Consider the following 17,902-nt stretch of genomic DNA (forward strand, 5'->3'; position numbering starts at 1 on the left):
TATTAGTCAGTCTTCCGGGCCGCCGGCTTCCAGCGCCTGCGCCCGGCGCGCGGCGCGGCGCCGGTCCGCCTCGGCTATCGCGGCCAGGCAGGCTTCGGCGTCGCCAGCCACCAGCCGCACGCTGCAGGCCAGCATCAGGTTCTTGGGCAGGCCGAAATCCTCCACCACGTAGCCGCGCGCATCGAGCGCATCGCCATCGGCATCGGTGCCTACGCGCACGCGGTCCAGCAGCGTGCCGGCGTCGGCCGAATAGGCCCACACCGGCTTCTGGAGCGCCACCGCGAAACCCACTTCGAACGCCGTGCCGCTGTCCGGCTCACCCGGGCCGCGAAAGTCATCGAGATTGGCCATGACAAGGTCCGCGCGCCGGATCAGCGCGAGATTGGCCTCGTAGATCCACTGCGCGGTGTCGGGGCCGGAGAGCCCGGCCGGCGCGGCCTTGTCGAGCGGATACAGCCCTTCGTAGCCGTGCCGGGTGCACAGTGCCTTGAGATGCGCGCCGTGGGCGAGCGCGTCCTTGCGGAAAACGTCGAATCCGGCGAGATAGATCGATTTCATGGGGCGTGGAGCAAGCGCATCCGTCGTGGGGATGCCAGCTTACCGGATACCAGCCACCTCAGGGCGTCAGCGCCGGGTGCCGCAGCGCGTGCGCCGCCTCGGCCATGTGTTGCCGGTACGCCTTGTCGTCGCGCGCCAGGCCCAGTTCGCCGTTGAGGTAGGCCATGGCCAGGGCCTGGAGGGCCGCCGGATGCTCGCGCTCGGCGGCGGCTTCGTACCAGTCCACGGCGCGGGCGTCGTCGCGCGGCACGCCCGCCCCTTCGCGGTAGGCATTGGCCAGCAGGAACATGGCCGGCGCCACGCCGCCCTCGGCCGCCACGGTGAGCCAGCGCACGGCTGCCGGGGCGTCCGGCGCGCGGCCATAGCCGCCCCGGCACAGCAGGCCGAGGTAGTAGGCGGCGCCCGCATCGCCGGCGCGGGCGGCGGCTTCGAGGTGGGTCCAGGCGCGCGGGAGGTCCGGCTGGCGCACCGACAGTTGCCCCAGCAGTTGCCCCAGCATCGCCGCCTTGCCGAGCACGAAGTGGGCGCGCACGCTGCCGCTGTCGGCGGCCAGGCGCAGCCAGCGCTCGCCGTCGGCGCGCGAGAGCGCGTCGGGCCGGGCCAGCAGCGTCTCGCCCAGCGCCGCGCGGGCGGCGGTCTCGCCGGCATCCGCCGCCCGGGCCAGCCGCGACAGCGCGTCGGCATCAGCCGCCGTGCTGGCCATCCGCTGCCATTGGGCCAGCTCGGCCTGGCGCGCTTCGGCATGGTGGCGCCACGCGGCGGCACCGGCCACGCCGGCTGCGGCCACCGTCACCGCCACCAGCGCGGCGGCGAACAGCGGATGAGCCCGGCGGCGCCGGAAGGCGGACGGGAACGTGGCGGTAGCGGCGGTGGCAGCAGTGGTGGTGGCGGTAACGGTAGCGGCGCGCATCACAGGCTCAGGTCGATCTTGTACTGCGACAGGTTCTTGTTCGAGCCATCGTCGGCCTTGTCGAGCGTGATATTGGTCAGGCCCGCATCCACCGCCTGCTGGAGCATACCCACGCCCGAGCTGAACACCACCTTGCCGGCCGTCGCCACGGGTGTGAAGCGCCAGCTACGCGCGCTGCCGTGCGCCGCACGCGTCACATTCGCCGCGTTCTTGATGTAGGCGATCAGCACGTCGCGGTTGGCGTCCGGCGACGCATACACAGTCTTCGTGCCGTCCAGCCCCGGGAAGTTGCCGCCGCCGCTGGCGCGGTAGTTGTTGGTGGCGACGATGAACGACATGGCCGCCGTGACCGGCGCGCCCTGGTAGGTCAGGTTCTTGATGCGGCTGCCCACCGGCTGGGTGACGTCGATCTCGTACTGCATGTCCGTCGAGGTGAACATGTCGAAGTTGTAGCCCGGGAAGCTGCTGATCAACTGCTGGTCCGTGGCCAGCGCCGGGTTGATCTGGTTGAAACGCTTGGCGGCCGTCTCCAGCCACGCCTTGACCTCGTCGCCATTCACCTTCACCGCGTAGACCGTGTTCGGATACAGGTACAGGTCGGCCGCGTTGTTGATCGCCAGGTTGCCGGCGGAGACGTCGGTGTAGTCGCTGCCGCCGCCGAAGCCGCTCTTGAACGGCGCGGAGACCGACAGCACCGGCAGGCTGGCCAGCGCGGGCTGGTTGGCGGTGAGGTAGTCCTTGACGTACTGCGCCTGGGCCATGTTGACGATCTGGATGGCGCCGGGGTCGCCCACATCGGCAAAGTAGCTCGACATGCGGTAGTTCGTGGCGCCGATCGGCGTCTTCACGTACTGGATGGTGGCCTGGTGCTCGGTGTCGATGGCGGCTGCCACGGTGGCATCCGCTGCCACGTAGCTCTTGTCGGCGTTCTGGATCGAGCGCGCCTGGACCGTGGTGGCGGCGCGGTCCACTGACCACTTGCTGCCGTCATAGGCCAGCGCGAGGTGGATCACGCCCAGGTGCTTGCCCCAGTAGTTGGCCATCACGGTCGGCACGCCGTTGACCGTGCCGCGGACCTTGTCCACGCCCGGCAGGTTGAACTGCGGCACGGTGCTGGTGGCGTCCGGGAAGACCTGGTGCGAGTGGCCGATCAGCATGGCATCCACGCCCGCCACCTTCGACAGGTGGTAGCTGCCGTTCTCCATGTCCGGCGAGTAGGTGGAGGCGTCCAGCCCGCCGTGGGAGATCACCACGATCAGGTCTGCGCCCTTGGCGCGCATCTCGGGGATGTACTTCTGGGCGGTTTCCACCGCGCCCTCGGTATAGACCTTGCCGTCGAGCCAGCGCTTGTCCCAGCTCAGGATGGCCGGCGGCGCGAAGCCGATGATGCCGACCTTGAGCGGCGCGGTGACCGGCTTGCCGTCCGGGCCGGTGGCGGTGACGGTCTTGGTCAGGATCGCATAGGGCTGGAACAGCGGCGCGCGGGTCTTCACGCTGTAGACGTTGGCCAGCACCTGCGGAAACTTCGGCCCGGCGCAGACCGTCTGCGTGCCCGGCTCGGGCAGGCCATCGACATTGAAGCGGCTGCCCGTGACCTGGCTCAGGTACGGCAGGCCGTAGTTGAACTCGTGGTTGCCGATGCCGCCGCCGTCGTAGCCGGCGTCGTTCATCACCTTGTACATCGCCAGCGTCTCGCTGCAGGCCACGGGCTTCACCAGCGCCTGGTAGTCGGACAGCGCGGTGCCCTGGATGGTGTCGCCGTTGTCCAGCAGCAGGCTGTTCGGGAATTCCTGGCGGGCCGCCTTGATCAACGTGGCCACACGCTCGAAGCCGAGCGATGGGTCATCGGCCAGCTTGAAATAGTCGTAGCTGCGGACGTTGGTGTGGAGGTCGGTGGTTTCCAGCAGCGCCAGCGTGGCCTTGGTGCCGGCCGGCACCGTTGCCGCCGGGGTGCCGCCATTGCCGCCATTGCCGCCGCCGGAGGCCGGGGTATCGTCATCGGCGCCGCACGCGGCCACCAAGGCCACCGTGCCGGCCAGGAGCGCCGCGAGGGCGGCGGACTGCAGAGGGGAGATGCGCTGTGACATGGTCTCGGATTCCCTTTTCGCGTTGTTTTTTGTTGTTTGCTGCTGCGCTGGGGATTTTGGGGAGCCAAGGCGTCAACGCTGTGACAGCCGCCGCTCGCGTTTAATTGTGCTGTTTAAGACACATAAACACCGACAGGACTATTCGATTCGGATGAAGCCGGCTATACGGCCGGCGGATTGACGCAGCGCTATATAGCAACTTATATTGCGCCTGTGCCGTCCAGGCGATCTAGCCATCTCTTATGACACCGTTCCTCCGCCGCACCGTCTTAGCCGCCGCCCTGATCTTTGGCGCCGCGCCTTCCGCGTTCGCCGCCGACCTCGTGGTGTCGGCTGCCGCCAGCCTGACCAACGCGTTCAAGACGCTGGCCGAGCAGTATGAGAAGGGGCACCCGGACACCAAGATCGTCCTGAACTTCGGCGCCTCGGACGTGCTGATGCAGCAGATCGTGCGCGGCGCGCCGGCGGACGTATTTGCCTCCGCCGACCAGGACGCGATGAACCGCGCCGAAGCCGAGAAGGTGATCCAGCCGGCCTCGCGCAAGGATTTCGCCGCCAACCAGGTGGTGCTGATCGTGCCGGCCGACAGCAAGCTGGGGATTGGCGCACTGCGCGACCTGACCCGTACGGACGTGAAGCGCGTGGCCTATGGCAATCCGTCGTCGGTGCCGGTGGGCCGCTACACCAAGGGCGCGCTGGAGGCCGAGAACCTCTGGGAAGTCGTTTCCGCCAAGGGCGTGCCGGCGCAGAACGTGCGCCAGAGCCTGGATTACGTGGCGCGCGGCGAGGTGGACGCCGGCTTCGTGTTTGCCACGGACGCCGCCGTCATGCCGGACAAGGTGAAGGTGGCCGTGCGCGTGCCGAACCGCACGCCGGCGACCTACCCCATCGCCCTCACCACGCAGACCCGGCAGCCGGCGCAGGCCGCCAGCTTCGTGCAGTACGTGCTGTCGCCGGATGGGCAGGCCGTGCTGGCGAAGTACGGCTTCCAGAAGCCGTAAGCCCCTGCCCCACATCCCACATCCCACATCGACATGGACGGCATCTGGACCCCGCTGCTGCTCTCGCTCAAGGTAGCGGGCTGGGCCACGCTGCTCAACGCCGTGCTGGGCGTGGCGGCGGCGTATGGCATCGCGCGCTGGCGCTCGTCGGCGCGGGATCTCGTCGACGCGATCCTGACCCTGCCGCTGGTGCTGCCGCCCACCGTACTCGGCTACTACCTGCTGGTGCTGGTGGGCCGGCGGGGCGTGTTCGGCGCGTGGCTCGAATCCATCGGCATCACGCTGGTCTTCACCTGGCAGGGCGCGGTGCTGGCCTCCACGGTGGTGGCGTTCCCGCTCGTGCTGAAGTCCGCGCGGGCCGCTTTCGAGGGGGTGGATCACCAGCTCGAAAACGCCGCGCGGGTGCTGGGCGTCTCCGAGACCGGCATTTTCTTCCGTGTCACGCTGCCGCTGGCATTGCGGGGCATCGTGGCCGGCGTGCTGCTGGCCTTCGCGCGCGCGCTGGGCGAGTTCGGCGCCACGCTGATGATCGCCGGCAACCTGCCGGGCCGTACCCAGACGCTGTCCGTGGCCATCTACGAGGCGGTGCAGGCCGGCGACGACAACACCGCCAACCTGCTGGTGCTGGTGACGTCGGTCACCTGCGTGCTGCTGCTGGTGATTGCCGGCCGGCTCGTGCCGCCGGCCGCGCGCGGCATTGGCGACAGTTACGAGCGGCGCCGCTTCCGGCGCGGCCCGGCCACGCGCTGACGGTGAGATCGCCATGAGCATGCACGTCACCATCCGCAAGCGCATTGTCACGGCCGACCGCCAGTTCGCGCTCGACATCGACTTCGATTCCGACAGCCGGCGCATCGCCATGTTCGGCCCCTCCGGCGCCGGCAAGAGCCTGACGCTGCGCGCGATTGCCGGGCTGCTGGCCCCCGACAGCGGCCGCATCGTCCTGAACGGCCGCATCCTGTTCGACAGCGAGACCGGCGTGGATGTGCGCCCGCAGGAGCGCCGCGTGGCCTACCTGTTCCAGGACTACGCGCTGTTTCCGCACCTGACCGTGGCCCAGAACATTGCGTTCGGCCTCAGCAAGGGCTGGCGCAACCCGGCGCGCCGCGCGCTGCCGCCCGAGGCCGCGCGCTGGGTCGATGCATTCGGGCTGCGCGAGATCGTCAACCAGTATCCGATCCAGATTTCGGGGGGACAGAAGCAGCGCGTGGCACTGGCGCGCGCGCTGGTGGCGCAGCCGGACATCGTGCTGCTGGACGAGCCGTTCTCGGCGCTGGACCCCGCGCTGCGCACGCGCATGCGCGCCGAGCTGCGCGCCCTGCAGGAAAGCCTGGACGTGCCGATGGTCGTCATCTCGCACGACCCGAAGGACGTGGAGGTGCTGGGCGACCATGTGCTGGAGATCCGCGACGGCCACATTCACGGCGGCGGGCGCGGGCGCCAGCATCCACCGGTCTACGCCCCGCAGCAGCCGGCGCACGCCATCTAGTCAGGCCATCGTCCCGAGGATCACGCTGGAGGCCTTGAAGATCGCCAGGGCGCGGCTGCCTTCCTTCAGCCCCAGGTCGGCCAGCGAGCCATGGGTGATGATGGCCGCCACGGTGCCGCCGCCGTCGAGGTCGAGCACGATCTCGGCATTCACCGCACCCGGCACCACGCGCGCCACCACGCCCGGCAGCTGGTTGCGCGCGGACAGCCGCATGCCCGGATCGGGCAGCCCGATCAGCACCGACGAGGCCTTGACCAGCGCAAACGCCTCGGTGCCAGGCGCCAGGCCCAGCGTCTCCACGCTCTCGTGGGTGATCGTCGCCACCACCTGCTGGCCGCCCGCGAGCGTCAGCGTCACCTCGTCATTGACCGCCCCGCCGCGCACAGCGGCCACGCGGCCAAACAGCTTGTTACGCGCACTGGTCTGGATCATGAGGCGCCTCATCAGGTGGATGTCATCGGGATCGGCTTCGGAGAGCGCCCCGCCCAGCTTGTCGAGATAAGCGACGAAGCGCGCGTGCTCGGTCTCCATCGCCCGATAGGTGCGGATCAGCCGCTCGGCGCGCTCGGTCAGCCGCGTGCCGCCGCCGCCCTTGCCGCCGGCGGCGCGCGAGACCAGCGGCTCGCCGGCGCTGTTGTTCATGGCGTCGATGGCGTCCCACGCGGCCTTGTAGCTGAGGCCCACGGCACGCGCGGCGGCAGTGATCGAGCCGTGCTCGCCAATCGCGGCCAGCAGCGCGATGCGGTCGCGTCCGCCCCAGTCCTGCGTGCCGGCGCGAAACCAGATGGCGCCTTGGAGTTCTAGCATGTGGAGGTGTACGGTTGCCGAGGTGCGGCTATGGTACTGCGAAGCGGCCCCACCGGCGACCTCCCTGCTCTCCCCGCCATCCTTCTCAGCTCTGGTACGCGGGGATGTACCAGCGCATCACGCTGCCGGCGAAGTATTGCTTGTCGAACTGGCGCAGCAGGCGCCATGCGGTGAACGGGTCCACCGCCAGGTCCACCCAGGCCCACGGGTGGTTGGGATCGCCCTCGCGCACCAGTTCCACCGAGTTCACGGGCGCGTAACCCTTGAGCTTGTCCCGCAGCATGTCCTCGGTCACATCCCGATGCAGCCCACGGATCAGTACCTGCATTGCAGCCTCTCCTGGTTGCCGATAAGTCTTGCGCCGCCGGCGCTACGCCATGATGTGCACGCCACCGTCCACGTAGACCGTGTTGCCGGACAGCCGGCGCGCGTACGGCGTGGCCAGGAAGGCCGTGGCGAAGCCGACGTCCATGATGTCGACCAGCTCGCCGAGCGGTGCGCGGCCGGCGGCCTCCGCGAGCAGCAGGTCGAAGTCCTTGAGCCCCGACGCCGCACGCGTCTTCAGCGGCCCCGGCGAGATCGCGTGCACGCGGATGCCCTGCGGCCCCAGTTCGTGCGCGAGGTAACGGCAACTGGCCTCGAGCGCGGCCTTCACCGGGCCCATCAGGTTGTAGTTCGGCACCACGCGGTTGGCGCCGTCGTAGCTCATCGCGAACATCGTGCCGCCTGCGGTCATCAACGGCACCGCGCGGCGGGCCATGCGGATGAAGGAGTGGCACGACACGTCCATCGCCCGCGCGAAGCCCTCGGCCGACGAGTTGAGCAGCCCGCCCTGGAGGTCGGCCTTCGGCGCGAAGGCCACCGAATGCACCATGGCGTCGAGCCGGCCCCATTGCTCGGTGATGCGGGCGAACAGCGCGGCCATCTGCGCGTCGTCCTCCACGTTCAGCGGCATCAGGATCGGCGCGTTGACCTGCGCCGCCAGCGGCGCCACGTGCGGATGCGCCTTGTCGTTGAGATAGGTCATGGCGATCTCGGCGCCCAGCTCGCGGAATGCGCGCGCGCAGCCCCAGGCGATCGAGTCTTCATTGGCCACGCCCACCACCAGCACGCGGGCGCCGGCCAGCGGCGGATTGGGTACCTGTACCATGGCGCGGCCCTCCTCAGGTGGCGGAATCGGCGGCTGCACCGGCCTCGGCGTCGTGCGTGGCCGGGCCGCTGTGGTCCGCGCCGAGCACCGCCGCCACCTCGCGGTAGCGCGCCAGCCAGTCGTCATCGAGCGGCCCGCCCACGGTCAGCACGCGATGCGCGAGCACCATCACGCGGCGGCGCTCCTTCATGTCCGGCACCAGCGCCGGCAGCGCCTGGAGCGCCGCGGCTGGATCGAGGCTCACCACGTAGTTCTGGCGCCAGACCGCGTCCTTGAACTGCGCCAACGTGACACGCTTCTCCGGCGGATGCTCGCGTGCGAGCTTGCGCAGCAGGTTGAACGGCCGCTCCTCGATGGCGGACTTGCCTTGCGTCACGTAGGCCAGGATGCGCGTGAAGGCGTCCAGCGAGGTGCCTTCACCCATGTGCGCCAGCGCCTCGCGCTTGCGCAGCTCGGCCACCTCCGCGCGCAACGCCAGGATGGCCGGTGACTCCGCGCGCCGCACCGAGGACTCCATGCCGAGCATCGCCGGCAGCCACGGCGAGGCGTAGAGCGATTCAAACCACTGCTCCTGCCAGGCGTCGCGCACGTCGCGGTACTGATTCAGCATCGAGACGATCTGGTCCGACATCGCCGTCTGCATCGCCAGGAACGGGTTGTCGGCCGAGACCGGCTGGCGGTGCTCGCGCACCATCGGCGCCAGCGCACCCACCCAGGCCATCAGCGGATTGGTATCGCTGGCGAGCTTGCGCTCCATGCGCGCGGGATGGGTCTCGCGGATCGCCTCGGCGGTGACCTCGGTGGCGGCGGCGCGGACGAACGGCGACGCGTAGGTGTCGTACAGATGCTGGTTGATCTCTGCCACGCGGCGCACCACTTCGAACGGGCGCTCGTCCTCGCGGCCATCGTCGAGGGCGAGGATATCGTCGATGGTGCGGCGCTCGAAGCGGACCAGGTAGCGGCCCTGGATCAGGTCGCGGTGCGAGGTACCGGGCGCCACGTCCTCGATCTTCGCTTCATAAAGCCCGGGCGGCAGCACGTCGATCAGGTCGAGCGCGCAGAACAGCTCGGTGTGCTCGCGGTTGGCCACGCTGGCCGAGACGAAGATGCCGAGGTGGCCAATCGACGGATGCAGGCAAAAGACGATGGTCTGCTGGTTGGCCACGATCTCGTCCACGTTCGCGTAGAGATCGGGAATCCAGTTCAGCGCCTGCTGGGGCGGCGTGATGTTGTCGCCCCAGGACGCGAACACGATCACCGGCGAGCGCACGTTGCGCAGGTCGATCAGGGTCTGGCCGTCGGTGCTGTGGATCTCGCCGGCGGTGAGGTGGTTGCCGACGAACAGGTTCTGGACGATCCAGTCGATCTCCTCGCGGTTCATCAGGAAGTGGCCGCCCCACCAGCGCTCGAACTCGAGGAAGCGCGGGCCTTCCGTGTCGGCCTTGGCGTAGACGTTGTAGAGCTTTTCCCAGAGTGCGTTGGCCGGGTTGAGCTTCTCGAAGTTCTGCACCAGCCAAGCGCCGTCGAAGCGGCCGTTGCCCATGTCGGCGGCCAGCGAGGAGAGCCATGAGCCGCCGAGCAGGCCGCCGCTGTAGCGCATCGGATTCTTGCCGCGCACGCCGGACCAGTACGCCACCGGCGCGCCGGCCAGCAGGATCGGGCCGGTCACGTCGGGTGCGGCGGCGGCCAGGATCAGCAGCGCCCAGCCGGCCTGGCAGTTGCCGACCACGAACGGCTTGCCCGGCGCGTTCGGATGGCGCTCGGCCACCGCGCTCAGGAAGCTGGCCTCGAGTCGCGCCACGTCCTCGATGGTCTGCCCCGGGCAGGGATCGCGGAAGAAAGTGATGAAGTAGCACGGATGGCCGCCACGGATGGCGTTGCCGATCTCGCTGTCCTCCTTGAAGCCGCCGATGCCGGGGCCGTGGCCCGCGCGCGGGTCCATCACCACGAAGGGGCGCTTGTCGGGATCGGTCGGATTCGCGTCCGGCGGCACGATGCGCAGCAGCGCGTAGTTGACGGGCTTGGGCATGTCGCGCCCGTCCATCAGCACTTCATGCTCGAACACCAGCACGGGCGGCATGCCGCCGCGCTCATGCTCGGCCGTCTCGTTGCCGCGCCGGCGCAGGATGTCGAGGAACAGGATGCTGCGCTGCCAGGCGTCGACGCCATACTCCCAGGCGGCCTGGGCCAGGGGATGGGCAGTGTAAGCGGAGATTGCCGAGAGATCAGGAAACGGCGAAGGCGATGCGGGAGCATCTTGCGCGGGAGCAAGACCGCTCCCGGCAGGTTGGCGTGCATTCATTCCGATTCTCCCCTTTGGGAAGGTGTAGAGATGGTCAGACGGGTCGCAGCGGCGTACTAGGCGCCTGCTGCGATGCAGCAAGTAAAAATCTACCAGCCTCGGGGGGCGAAGACAACCGACGTCGCAGATTCGTGCAATTTCCGCGCCGGATATGACGCTGGCGTGTCATCGTCGTCCGGCCTATACTCGCTGATACCGTTTGCGCAATGCAGCATCCTTGGCCCCCGGGGGATGCATGCCCGACTCCAGAATATTGGTTCCAGGGAACGCTGCCCATGCTCACACCTACGTTGGACCCGTCCGCGTTGCCCCCCACCGGCGACAAATACGCCCAGTTGCTCGCGCGCTGCGCGGGCCTGCCCCCCATTCCCACCGCCGTGGCCCATCCGTGCGACTACAGTTCGCTCGATGGCGCGCTCGAGGCCGCGCGGCTCGGCCTGATCGTGCCGTTGCTGATCGGCCCCGAAGCCCGCATCCGCCATGTGGCCGCGGAACACGGCCTGTCGCTGGAAGGCATCCGGATCATCGACGTCCCGCACAGCCACGCCGCCGCCGCGCGTGCCGTGGAAGCAGTGCGCGCGGGCGAGGCCGAATTGCTGATGAAAGGCAGCCTGCACAGCGATGAACTGATGCATGCGGTGGCCAGCTCCACCACCGGCCTGCGCACGGGCCGGCGCCTCTCGCACGTGTTTGCGATGGACGTGCCCGCCTATCACAAGCCGCTGTTCATCACCGACGCGGCGGTCAACATCTTCCCCACGCTGAACGAGAAGGCCGACATCGTGCGCAACGCCATCGACCTGGTACGCGTGCTCGGCATCGAGACGCCCAAGGTGGCGATCCTCTCCGCCGTGGAAACCGTGACCGACAAGATCCCGTCGACCATCGACGCGGCGGCGCTCTGCATGATGAGCCGGCGCGGACAGATCGAAGGCGGCATCCTCGACGGCCCGCTGGCCTTCGACAACGCCATCAGCAAGGCGGCGGCGGACACCAAGGGCATTCACTCCGAGGTGGCTGGCGACCCCGACATCCTGCTGGTGCCCGACCTCGAGGCCGGCAACATGCTGGCCAAGCAGCTCACCTTCCTGGCCGGCGCCGAGGCCGCGGGCATCGTGCTGGGCGCGCGCGTGCCGATCATCCTGACGAGCCGCGCCGACAGCGTGCGCGCGCGCATCGGCAGCTGTGCCATCGCCGTGCTGCTTGCGCACGCGCGCCGCACCGCCGCCGCCGTGCCCGCCTGAGCGCGATGCCAGCGCCGACACTGTCGCCAGGAGAATCATCTTGAGTACCGTCCATCCCGTGATCCTCGTCGTCAACGCCGGGTCGTCGAGCGTGAAGGTTTCCATCTACGTGGTGCCCGAGTCGGCGCACCACAACGTCGATATCCAGCCCGAACTGGCCGCGCACGGGCAGATCGAGGGCATCGGCGTGGCGCCACGCCTGATGGCACGCATGGCCGATGGCCGTGTCGTGGCCGACGAGCAGTTCCCCGTGGAGCAGGTGGCCGACCATGACGCCGCCTTCCGCCTGATTCGGCTGACGCTGAGCGTGGGCCTGCGCGATACGCCGCCGGTGGCGGTGGGCCATCGCGTGGTGCATGGCGGCGCGGACTTCGCCGACGCGGTGGCGATCGACGACACCGTGATCGAGCGGCTCGAAGCCCTCGTGCCGCTCGCCCCGCTGCACCAGCCGCACAACCTGACGGCGATCCGCGCGGTGCGCGCTGCCGTGCCGGAACTGTTGCAGGTGGCATGCTTCGACACCGCCTTCCACGCCGGCCACGACCCGCTCGCGCAATTGATGGCCCTACCGTACGAGTACTACGAGCGCGGCATCCGCCGTTACGGCTTTCACGGGTTGTCGTATGCGTATATCGCGCGCCGGCTGCGGCAGGTGGCGCCGGATCTCGCGGCGGGCCGCGTCATCGTGGCGCATCTCGGCAACGGCGCCAGCCTCTGCGCGATGCGCGAAGGCCGGAGCGTGGAATCGACGATGGGGCTGACCGCGCTGGATGGCATGCCGATGGGCACACGCTGCGGCAACATCGATCCGGGCGCGGTGCTGTGGCTCGCCGCGCAAGGCATGGAAGCCGACGCGATCCAGGCCATGCTGTACGGGCAGTCGGGCCTCAAGGGGATTTCCGGCATCAGCAGCGACATGCGCGTCCTGCTGGCCAGCAACGACCCGCGCGCCGTGCTGGCGGTGAACTTCTACGCCTACCGCGCCGCGCAGGAGATCGGCAAGCTGGCCGTCACGCTGGGCGGGATCGATGCGCTGGTGTTCACGGCGGGCATCGGGGCGAACTCCCCCGAGGTGCGCACGCGCATCTGCGCCTACCTTGACGGGCTGTTCGGCATCCGGCTGGACGCGCAGGCCAATGCCGCCAACACCCAGCGCGTGAGCCGCGACGACAGCCGCGTGCCCGTGCTGGTCCTGCCGACCGACGAGGAAGGCATGATCGCGCTGTCCACCGCGCGCATCCTGCGCGAGCGCGGCGGGCTATAGCGGTGGGAGCGGCGGCGCTCAGGCTTCCAGATAGTGGCCGCGCAGGCGGTCGATATCCACGCCAAGCCCATCGGCCAGATAGGCCTCCAGGCCGCCGTGGGCCTGCTCGATAGCGGCGATCGACGCCTCCAGGTATTCCGGCCGCACGTCGAGCAGCGGCATGATGACGTCGGGCGGCACGCCCAGCGCCTCGGTGCGCGCGAGGATCGCCTCGTTGAAGCGGCGGTTCCAGTGATTCGACTCAAGGTAATTGGCAACGATGTCGTCCCGCGCCACGCCGAGCGCGGACAGCAGCAGCAGCGACGCAAAGCCGGTGCGGTCCTTGCCGGCCGTGCAGTGGTAGTACAGCGTGCCGCCCGCCTCCGCGTTGCGCAGGAAGCCGGCGAACGCGTCGCGGTAGCGCACCGGGAAATCGCGGTAGACATCGACCATGAAGGCGTGGACCTGGGCCGGCGTGCTGTCACGCAGGCGCGGCATCAGCACGTCCATCGCCATGCTGCCCTCCAGCACGGGCACCGGAACCCAGCGGAAGCGCTCACCGAAGGCGGCCTCCTGCGGGGATTTCTCGCCTGCGGAACGAAAGTCGATGACCATGTCGAGCCCCAGCGCATGCAGGCGATCCAGGTCTGCCACGCTGGCCAGCGCCGGGTTGCCACTGCGGAACAGCTTGCCGTGGCGTACGCGGCGCCCAAGCGCGCCGACGAGGCCACCGAGGTCACGTGCGTTGCTGATCGTCTCCAGCGGCAGGCACGGACGGATGTGTGTTGCGTGAGTCACGATGTCGGTGTCCGGTTAAGAGTGGGTCGAAAAGATCTCGGCATTGCCCTCAATTATTTCAGATCGAGGCCGCGCGGCGCCATCGGGTATCGCCCAATGTCCGCAATCCGTTGTGCCACCGTGACGCGCCGTGCGTCGTCACCGGTCCCTGACCTTGCAGAGAGTTGATCCTGGACAAGTCGCGCTGACGCCGTGCCTTGGCATGGGCAGGCACGCTTCTCATAATGAACGGGTCGACCGCGGCGACCCTGCGTGACGACCGCGTCGACAGGCTCATCCACTTAGGAAGTCAAGATGCCTGACTCGCATATCCCTGCTGCTCCCGCCGCCGCCATTCCAGCGCCGGTCACCCCCAAGGTGGCCCTCCACTGGGGCTTGTACCTCGCCCTCGCCGTACTCGTCACGGTACTCCTGATTCCCACGCCCGAAGGGCTTCCCGTTGCCGGGCAGCGCATGCTCGCCATCCTCGCCTTCGCCGTGGTCGTGTGGATTACCGAGGCGGTGACCTACGAAACCAGCGCGATCATGATCACCTCGCTGATGGCGGGCCTGATCGGCTTCGCGCCGACGGTGGCCGATCCCACGGTCAACTATGGCACCTCGCGCGCGCTGGGCATGGCGCTGGCCGGATTCTCGAACACGGCGCTCGCGCTGGTGGCGGCGGCGCTGTTTATCTCGGCTGCGATGACGGTGACGGGGCTCGACCGGCGCATCGCGCTGGTCACGCTCTCTGCCATCGGCACCAGCACGCGCCGCATCCTCATCGGCACCATCGCCGTCACGATCATCCTGAGCCTGGTCGTGCCCAGCGCCACCGCACGCAGTGCTTGTACGGTGCCGATCATGATGGGCGTGATTGCCGCGTTCGGCGTGGACAAGAAGTCCAACACCGCCGCCGGCATCATGATCATGGTGGCCATGGCCACCAGCGTGTGGAACGTCGGCATCCAGACCGCCGCCGCGCAGAACCTGCTGACGGCAGGCTTCATGGACAAGCTGCTCGGCGAGCGCGTGACCTGGCTGCAATGGCTGATCGCCGGCGCGCCGTGGGCGCTCGTCATGTCGGTAGTGCTCTACTTCCTCGTGCGCTGGCTGCTGCCGCCCGAAACCAATGCGATTGCCGGCGGCAAGGAAGCCGTGCAGCGCGAACTGGCCGCGCTCGGGCCCATGACCGGGCCGCAGAAGCGCCTCGCCGCCGTCGCCATCGGCCTGCTGGTGTTCTGGGCGACCGAGGGCAAGCTGCACAGCTTCGACACGGCAACGATCACCTTCATCGGCCTGGTGATCCTGATGCTGCCGCGCTTTGGCGTGATGGACTGGAAGACCATGCAGCAACGCACCCCATGGGGCACGCTGATCGTGTTCGGCGTCGGTATCAGCCTTGGCACCGCGCTGCTGACCACGCAGGCCGGCCAGTGGCTCGGCAAGTTCGTGGTCACGCATTCCGGCCTCGCCGACCATGGCGTGCTGATGGTCTTCGCGGTACTGTCCGCGTTCCTGATCCTGATCCACCTGGGGTTCGCCAGTGCCACGGCGCTGACCGCCGCACTGCTGCCCATCCTGATCTCGGTACTCCAGACCCTGCCCGGCGACATCAACAAGGTCGGCATGACCATGCTGCTCGGCTTCACGGTCAGCTTCGGTTTCATCCTGCCGATCAACGCGCCGCAGAACATGGTCTGCCTCGGCACGGACACCTTCAACGGCCGGCAGTTCGCGCGCGTGGGCATTCCACTGACCATCATCGGCTATGGGCTGATGCTGGTGTTCGCGGCCACGTACTGGCGCTGGCTCGGCTGGGTCTGACCGCCGCCCCGGACAACAAGACGCCCCCATCACGAAACCCGTGCTCGAATTCAGGCTGGCAGTCGGCGATTTCCGAATCGTCGTCGGACCCATGGCAAAATACGCGCCATGCAACGCCTCTGGTCCGCCTTCGTCAAACTCATCCTGCTCGCCGTGCTCGGCGGTGCGTTGCTCATCGCCTTCGCGGTGCTGGTTGCCGACCGCCAGCTGCCATCCCTCGACTCCCTGACCGCGTTCCGCAAGACGCCGGACTACGTTGAACTGCGCCAGTTCCCACCCGCGCTGCGTGAGGCAGTGGTGGCCATCGAGGATGACCGCTTCTATCTCCATGACGGCGTGGACTATGTTGGCGTGATGCGGGCCGGCATCGCCAATCTCTCGGACGACCTCTCGCAGGGCGCATCCACCATCACCATGCAGGTGGCGCGCAACTTCTTCCTGTCGCGCCAGAAGACCTACACGCGCAAGCTCTACGAAGTCCTGATGGCCTACCGGATCGAGCGCGCGCTGACCAAGGACGAGATCCTTGAGATCTATCTGAACAAGATCTACCTGGGCCAGGGCGCCTATGGCTTCGACGAGGCCGCCCAGACCTACTTCGGCAAGCCCGTGGCGCAGCTCACGCTGGCCGAATGCGCGATGCTGGCCGGCCTGCCCAAGGCACCATCGGCCAACAATCCCGTGGTCAACCCGCGCCGGGCGCGCCAGCGGCAGACCTATATCCTGCTGCGGATGATGGAATTGGGCCGCATCTCGCGCGCCCAGTACGACGCCGCGCTGCTCGAGCCGCTGCGCCTGCGCTGAATTTGGGCTGACCTCGGCACTTCCCCTGTCAGCCGGCGCCCGACTGCGCGCGCCGCGCCCTGCATGCTAGCCTCCCCGCATCACGACCACGGAGAGCCCGCCATGGATGGAGTCTGGGGAGAGGTCTACAGCACGCTGCGTTCGGAATTTGCCGATATCCCCGATGTCGCGGAACTGACCCGCGTTCTCACGCGGCTCACGCTCGCCATCGTGCTGGGCGGGCTGATCGGGTTCGAGCGGGAAGCGGCCGGCAAGGCCGCCGGCTTGCGCACGCACATGCTCGTGGCGCTGGGATCGGCGCTGTTCGTGCTCGTGCCGCTCATGGCCGGCATGCCGGTCGCGGACATGAGCCGCGTGCTTCAGGGTGTGGCTTCCGGCATCGGCTTCCTGGGCGCGGGCGCCATCATCAAGCTCAACAGCGAAGAAAACATCCAGGGCCTGACCACGGCGGCCAGCATCTGGACCGTGGCCGCCATCGGCGTGGCTTGCGGGCTCGGCCGCGAGAGCACGGCTGTTGTCGGCACGCTGTTCGGCCTGGTGATTCTTCAGGTGCTGTATCGGCTCAAGAAGTAGGTCACGCGGTAGCCCGCAGCGTGATCTCCAGCTTGTCACGATGCTTCGCCACAGCCGCCTGCACGATGGGGTCGAGCCCCTCCCCGCCCTTCGTCGCGTCCACGTGCGCCAGCAGCGCGCGCCGCATGCGCGGCTCCCAGAAGCGCTTCAGGTGGCTGGCGATATCGGCCAGTGCCTCGTCTCGGTCTGGCATGGCCTCGAAGAAGCTGCCGATCTGGTTGGCCATCTTGATCAGGTTGTCGATGTGCATGACAGGTCTAAGCCATCCGTAGTCGATGTGGATGCGCATAGGCGACCAGGCCGCCCGCGCGCACGAATCCCGCCAGCGTGACGCCGGCCGTGCCGGCCAGGCGCACCGCCAGTGCCGTGGGGCCGGACACCGCCGCCAGCACGCCGGCCCCGATGGCGGCCGTCTTCAGCACCATTTCATAGCTCGCGCGGCTGGTCACGATGACCGCGCCGCGCCCGATGTCCTCGTTCGAACGGGCCAGCGCGCCCGCCAGCTTGTCGAGCGCGTTGTGCCGGCCCACATCCTCGCGCACCAGCGATACCTCGCCATCGGCGCGCAGCCAGCCCGCCGCGTGCGTGGCGCCGGTGTCGCGCAGCAGGGCCTGGCGGCGCTGCAACTGGGCGAAGGCGGCGTGCAGCACGGCGGGGTCGAACGATGCCTCGCTCTGCACCACGTGCGGCGCCCGCATGACCTCGTCGAGCGATTCGGTGCCGCACAGTCCGCAGCCGGTACGGCCGGCCAGCGCGCGGCGCCGCGCCTTCAGGGCCACGAACGCCTCGCTGGCGATCTCGATCTCCACGGCCACGCCGTTCGGGCGCGTGACCACGTCGATGCCATAGACATCTCTCGGCGCCGCCACGATGCCCTCGCTCAGGCTGAAGCCCAGCGCGAAGTCCTCCAGATCGGCCGGCGTGGCCAGCATCACCGCGTGCGAGACGCCGTTGTACTCCAGCGCCACCGGCACTTCCTCGGCGATATGGTCGATCTCCGCCGTCGCCGCCGTCGCCTCTCCACCGCGCCAGCGCGTCACCGCCATCGACTGCTGGGTCGCTGGGATCTCCCCGGCCTCCCCGGCCTCATCAGGCAAGGTCTCGTGCGGCAGCATGCAGCGCTTCATCGC

The 17,902-nt window shown here is 68.6% G+C and carries 18 protein-coding genes; 8 read left to right on the forward strand and 10 right to left on the reverse strand.

The features are described 5' to 3' along the window. Positions 1–6: 6 nt before the first annotated feature. Genes AB4120_RS10775 through AB4120_RS10785 form a run of 3 tightly spaced genes read right to left on the reverse strand, consistent with a single transcriptional unit; the run spans position 7 to position 3,555 of the window. The gene (locus AB4120_RS10775; protein WP_149136583.1) at positions 7–558 is read right to left on the reverse strand and encodes a nucleoside 2-deoxyribosyltransferase; all 552 of its coding nucleotides are present in this window, start codon (positions 556–558) and stop codon (positions 7–9) included. A 58-nt stretch (positions 559–616) separates the two neighbouring features. Continuing rightward, positions 617–1,468 (reverse strand): tetratricopeptide repeat protein, encoded by an 852-nt coding sequence (locus AB4120_RS10780; RefSeq protein ID WP_441642221.1) that lies wholly within the window; start codon positions 1,466–1,468, stop codon positions 617–619. Next, positions 1,468–3,555 carry a bifunctional 2',3'-cyclic-nucleotide 2'-phosphodiesterase/3'-nucleotidase gene (locus AB4120_RS10785; RefSeq protein ID WP_441642222.1) on the reverse strand — a complete coding sequence of 696 codons (2,088 nt, stop codon included), beginning with the start codon at positions 3,553–3,555 and terminating at the stop codon, positions 1,468–1,470. The genes AB4120_RS10780 and AB4120_RS10785 overlap by 1 nt, the downstream gene beginning before the upstream one ends. Positions 3,556–3,797: 242 nt before the next feature. Between AB4120_RS10785 and modA the strand changes: the two genes are divergently transcribed. Genes modA through AB4120_RS10800 form a run of 3 tightly spaced genes read left to right on the forward strand, consistent with a single transcriptional unit; the run spans position 3,798 to position 6,045 of the window. Then, positions 3,798–4,556: a molybdate ABC transporter substrate-binding protein gene (modA, locus tag AB4120_RS10790; protein WP_149136585.1), complete on the forward strand. Its 759-nt coding sequence runs from the start codon at positions 3,798–3,800 to the stop codon at positions 4,554–4,556. Between the two features lie 33 nt (positions 4,557–4,589). Next, complete coding sequence (modB, locus tag AB4120_RS10795; RefSeq protein ID WP_441642223.1) at positions 4,590–5,306, forward strand: molybdate ABC transporter permease subunit; 717 nt, start codon at positions 4,590–4,592, stop codon at positions 5,304–5,306. 13 nt (positions 5,307–5,319) lie between these two features. Further along, entirely contained in the window at positions 5,320–6,045 is a 726-nt protein-coding gene (locus AB4120_RS10800) for an ATP-binding cassette domain-containing protein (protein ID WP_149136586.1), read from the forward strand. Here the strand turns inward: AB4120_RS10800 and AB4120_RS10805 are convergent, their stop codons facing one another. The 4 genes from AB4120_RS10805 to AB4120_RS10820 form a co-directional block, all read right to left on the reverse strand. Continuing rightward, positions 6,046–6,852 (reverse strand): TOBE domain-containing protein, encoded by an 807-nt coding sequence (locus AB4120_RS10805; protein WP_149136587.1) that lies wholly within the window; start codon positions 6,850–6,852, stop codon positions 6,046–6,048. 85 nt (positions 6,853–6,937) lie between these two features. Next, positions 6,938–7,180, reverse strand: a complete 243-nt coding sequence (locus AB4120_RS10810) for an RNA-binding protein (RefSeq protein ID WP_149136588.1) — start codon at positions 7,178–7,180, stop codon at positions 6,938–6,940. Positions 7,181–7,222: 42 nt separating this feature from the next. Beyond that, positions 7,223–8,002 carry an enoyl-ACP reductase FabI gene (gene fabI / locus AB4120_RS10815; RefSeq protein ID WP_149136589.1) on the reverse strand — a complete coding sequence of 260 codons (780 nt, stop codon included), beginning with the start codon at positions 8,000–8,002 and terminating at the stop codon, positions 7,223–7,225. A gap of 13 nt (positions 8,003–8,015) precedes the next feature. Further along, the gene (locus AB4120_RS10820; protein ID WP_441642224.1) at positions 8,016–10,304 is read right to left on the reverse strand and encodes a DUF3141 domain-containing protein; all 2,289 of its coding nucleotides are present in this window, start codon (positions 10,302–10,304) and stop codon (positions 8,016–8,018) included. 275 nt (positions 10,305–10,579) lie between these two features. On the opposite strand from AB4120_RS10820, the gene AB4120_RS10825 reads away from it, so the two are divergent. Both AB4120_RS10825 and AB4120_RS10830 read left to right on the forward strand, forming a co-directional pair. Continuing rightward, positions 10,580–11,548, forward strand: coding sequence for a phosphate acetyltransferase (locus tag AB4120_RS10825; protein WP_149136591.1), 969 nt, complete (start codon positions 10,580–10,582; stop codon positions 11,546–11,548). 40 nt (positions 11,549–11,588) lie between these two features. Then, on the forward strand, positions 11,589–12,812 hold the full coding sequence (locus tag AB4120_RS10830) for an acetate/propionate family kinase (RefSeq protein WP_441642225.1): 1,224 nt from the start codon (positions 11,589–11,591) through the stop codon (positions 12,810–12,812). Positions 12,813–12,830: 18 nt separating this feature from the next. Here the strand turns inward: AB4120_RS10830 and AB4120_RS10835 are convergent, their stop codons facing one another. Next, positions 12,831–13,589 (reverse strand): tyrosine-protein phosphatase, encoded by a 759-nt coding sequence (locus AB4120_RS10835; RefSeq protein ID WP_316248478.1) that lies wholly within the window; start codon positions 13,587–13,589, stop codon positions 12,831–12,833. Between the two features lie 294 nt (positions 13,590–13,883). On the opposite strand from AB4120_RS10835, the gene AB4120_RS10840 reads away from it, so the two are divergent. From AB4120_RS10840 to AB4120_RS10850, 3 genes are all read left to right on the forward strand, one after another. Then, entirely contained in the window at positions 13,884–15,395 is a 1,512-nt protein-coding gene (locus tag AB4120_RS10840) for a DASS family sodium-coupled anion symporter (RefSeq protein WP_149136594.1), read from the forward strand. 108 nt (positions 15,396–15,503) lie between these two features. After that, entirely contained in the window at positions 15,504–16,199 is a 696-nt protein-coding gene (locus AB4120_RS10845) for a transglycosylase domain-containing protein (protein WP_149136595.1), read from the forward strand. A gap of 102 nt (positions 16,200–16,301) precedes the next feature. Beyond that, the gene (locus AB4120_RS10850) at positions 16,302–16,772 is read left to right on the forward strand and encodes an MgtC/SapB family protein (RefSeq protein ID WP_149136596.1); all 471 of its coding nucleotides are present in this window, start codon (positions 16,302–16,304) and stop codon (positions 16,770–16,772) included. 1 nt (position 16,773) lies between these two features. Here AB4120_RS10850 and AB4120_RS10855 read toward each other — a convergent pair whose 3' ends face one another. Then, positions 16,774–17,022 (reverse strand): formate dehydrogenase subunit delta, encoded by a 249-nt coding sequence (locus AB4120_RS10855; protein WP_149136597.1) that lies wholly within the window; start codon positions 17,020–17,022, stop codon positions 16,774–16,776. Between the two features lie 7 nt (positions 17,023–17,029). Further along, positions 17,030–17,899 carry a formate dehydrogenase accessory sulfurtransferase FdhD gene (gene fdhD, locus AB4120_RS10860; RefSeq protein ID WP_441642226.1) on the reverse strand — a complete coding sequence of 290 codons (870 nt, stop codon included), beginning with the start codon at positions 17,897–17,899 and terminating at the stop codon, positions 17,030–17,032. Positions 17,900–17,902: the final 3 nt, after the last annotated feature.

The organism is Cupriavidus sp. 2KB_3, from assembly GCF_052115685.1.
GTDB classification, from domain to species: domain Bacteria; phylum Pseudomonadota; class Gammaproteobacteria; order Burkholderiales; family Burkholderiaceae; genus Cupriavidus; species Cupriavidus campinensis.

Coding starts and splice junctions, on each gene's coding strand:
- AB4120_RS10775 (WP_149136583.1), bottom strand. CDS start 558: ATGAAATCGATCTATCTCGCCGGATTCGACGTTTTCCGCAAGGACGCG.
- AB4120_RS10780 (WP_441642221.1), bottom strand. CDS start 1,468: ATGCGCGCCGCTACCGTTACCGCCACCACCACTGCTGCCACCGCCGCT.
- AB4120_RS10785 (WP_441642222.1), bottom strand. CDS start 3,555: ATGTCACAGCGCATCTCCCCTCTGCAGTCCGCCGCCCTCGCGGCGCTC.
- modA (WP_149136585.1), top strand. CDS start 3,798: ATGACACCGTTCCTCCGCCGCACCGTCTTAGCCGCCGCCCTGATCTTT.
- modB (WP_441642223.1), top strand. CDS start 4,590: ATGGACGGCATCTGGACCCCGCTGCTGCTCTCGCTCAAGGTAGCGGGC.
- AB4120_RS10800 (WP_149136586.1), top strand. CDS start 5,320: ATGAGCATGCACGTCACCATCCGCAAGCGCATTGTCACGGCCGACCGC.
- AB4120_RS10805 (WP_149136587.1), bottom strand. CDS start 6,852: ATGCTAGAACTCCAAGGCGCCATCTGGTTTCGCGCCGGCACGCAGGAC.
- AB4120_RS10810 (WP_149136588.1), bottom strand. CDS start 7,180: ATGCAGGTACTGATCCGTGGGCTGCATCGGGATGTGACCGAGGACATG.
- fabI (WP_149136589.1), bottom strand. CDS start 8,002: ATGGTACAGGTACCCAATCCGCCGCTGGCCGGCGCCCGCGTGCTGGTG.
- AB4120_RS10820 (WP_441642224.1), bottom strand. CDS start 10,304: ATGAATGCACGCCAACCTGCCGGGAGCGGTCTTGCTCCCGCGCAAGAT.
- AB4120_RS10825 (WP_149136591.1), top strand. CDS start 10,580: ATGCTCACACCTACGTTGGACCCGTCCGCGTTGCCCCCCACCGGCGAC.
- AB4120_RS10840 (WP_149136594.1), top strand. CDS start 13,884: ATGCCTGACTCGCATATCCCTGCTGCTCCCGCCGCCGCCATTCCAGCG.
- AB4120_RS10845 (WP_149136595.1), top strand. CDS start 15,504: ATGCAACGCCTCTGGTCCGCCTTCGTCAAACTCATCCTGCTCGCCGTG.
- AB4120_RS10850 (WP_149136596.1), top strand. CDS start 16,302: ATGGATGGAGTCTGGGGAGAGGTCTACAGCACGCTGCGTTCGGAATTT.
- AB4120_RS10855 (WP_149136597.1), bottom strand. CDS start 17,022: ATGCACATCGACAACCTGATCAAGATGGCCAACCAGATCGGCAGCTTC.
- fdhD (WP_441642226.1), bottom strand. CDS start 17,899: ATGAAGCGCTGCATGCTGCCGCACGAGACCTTGCCTGATGAGGCCGGG.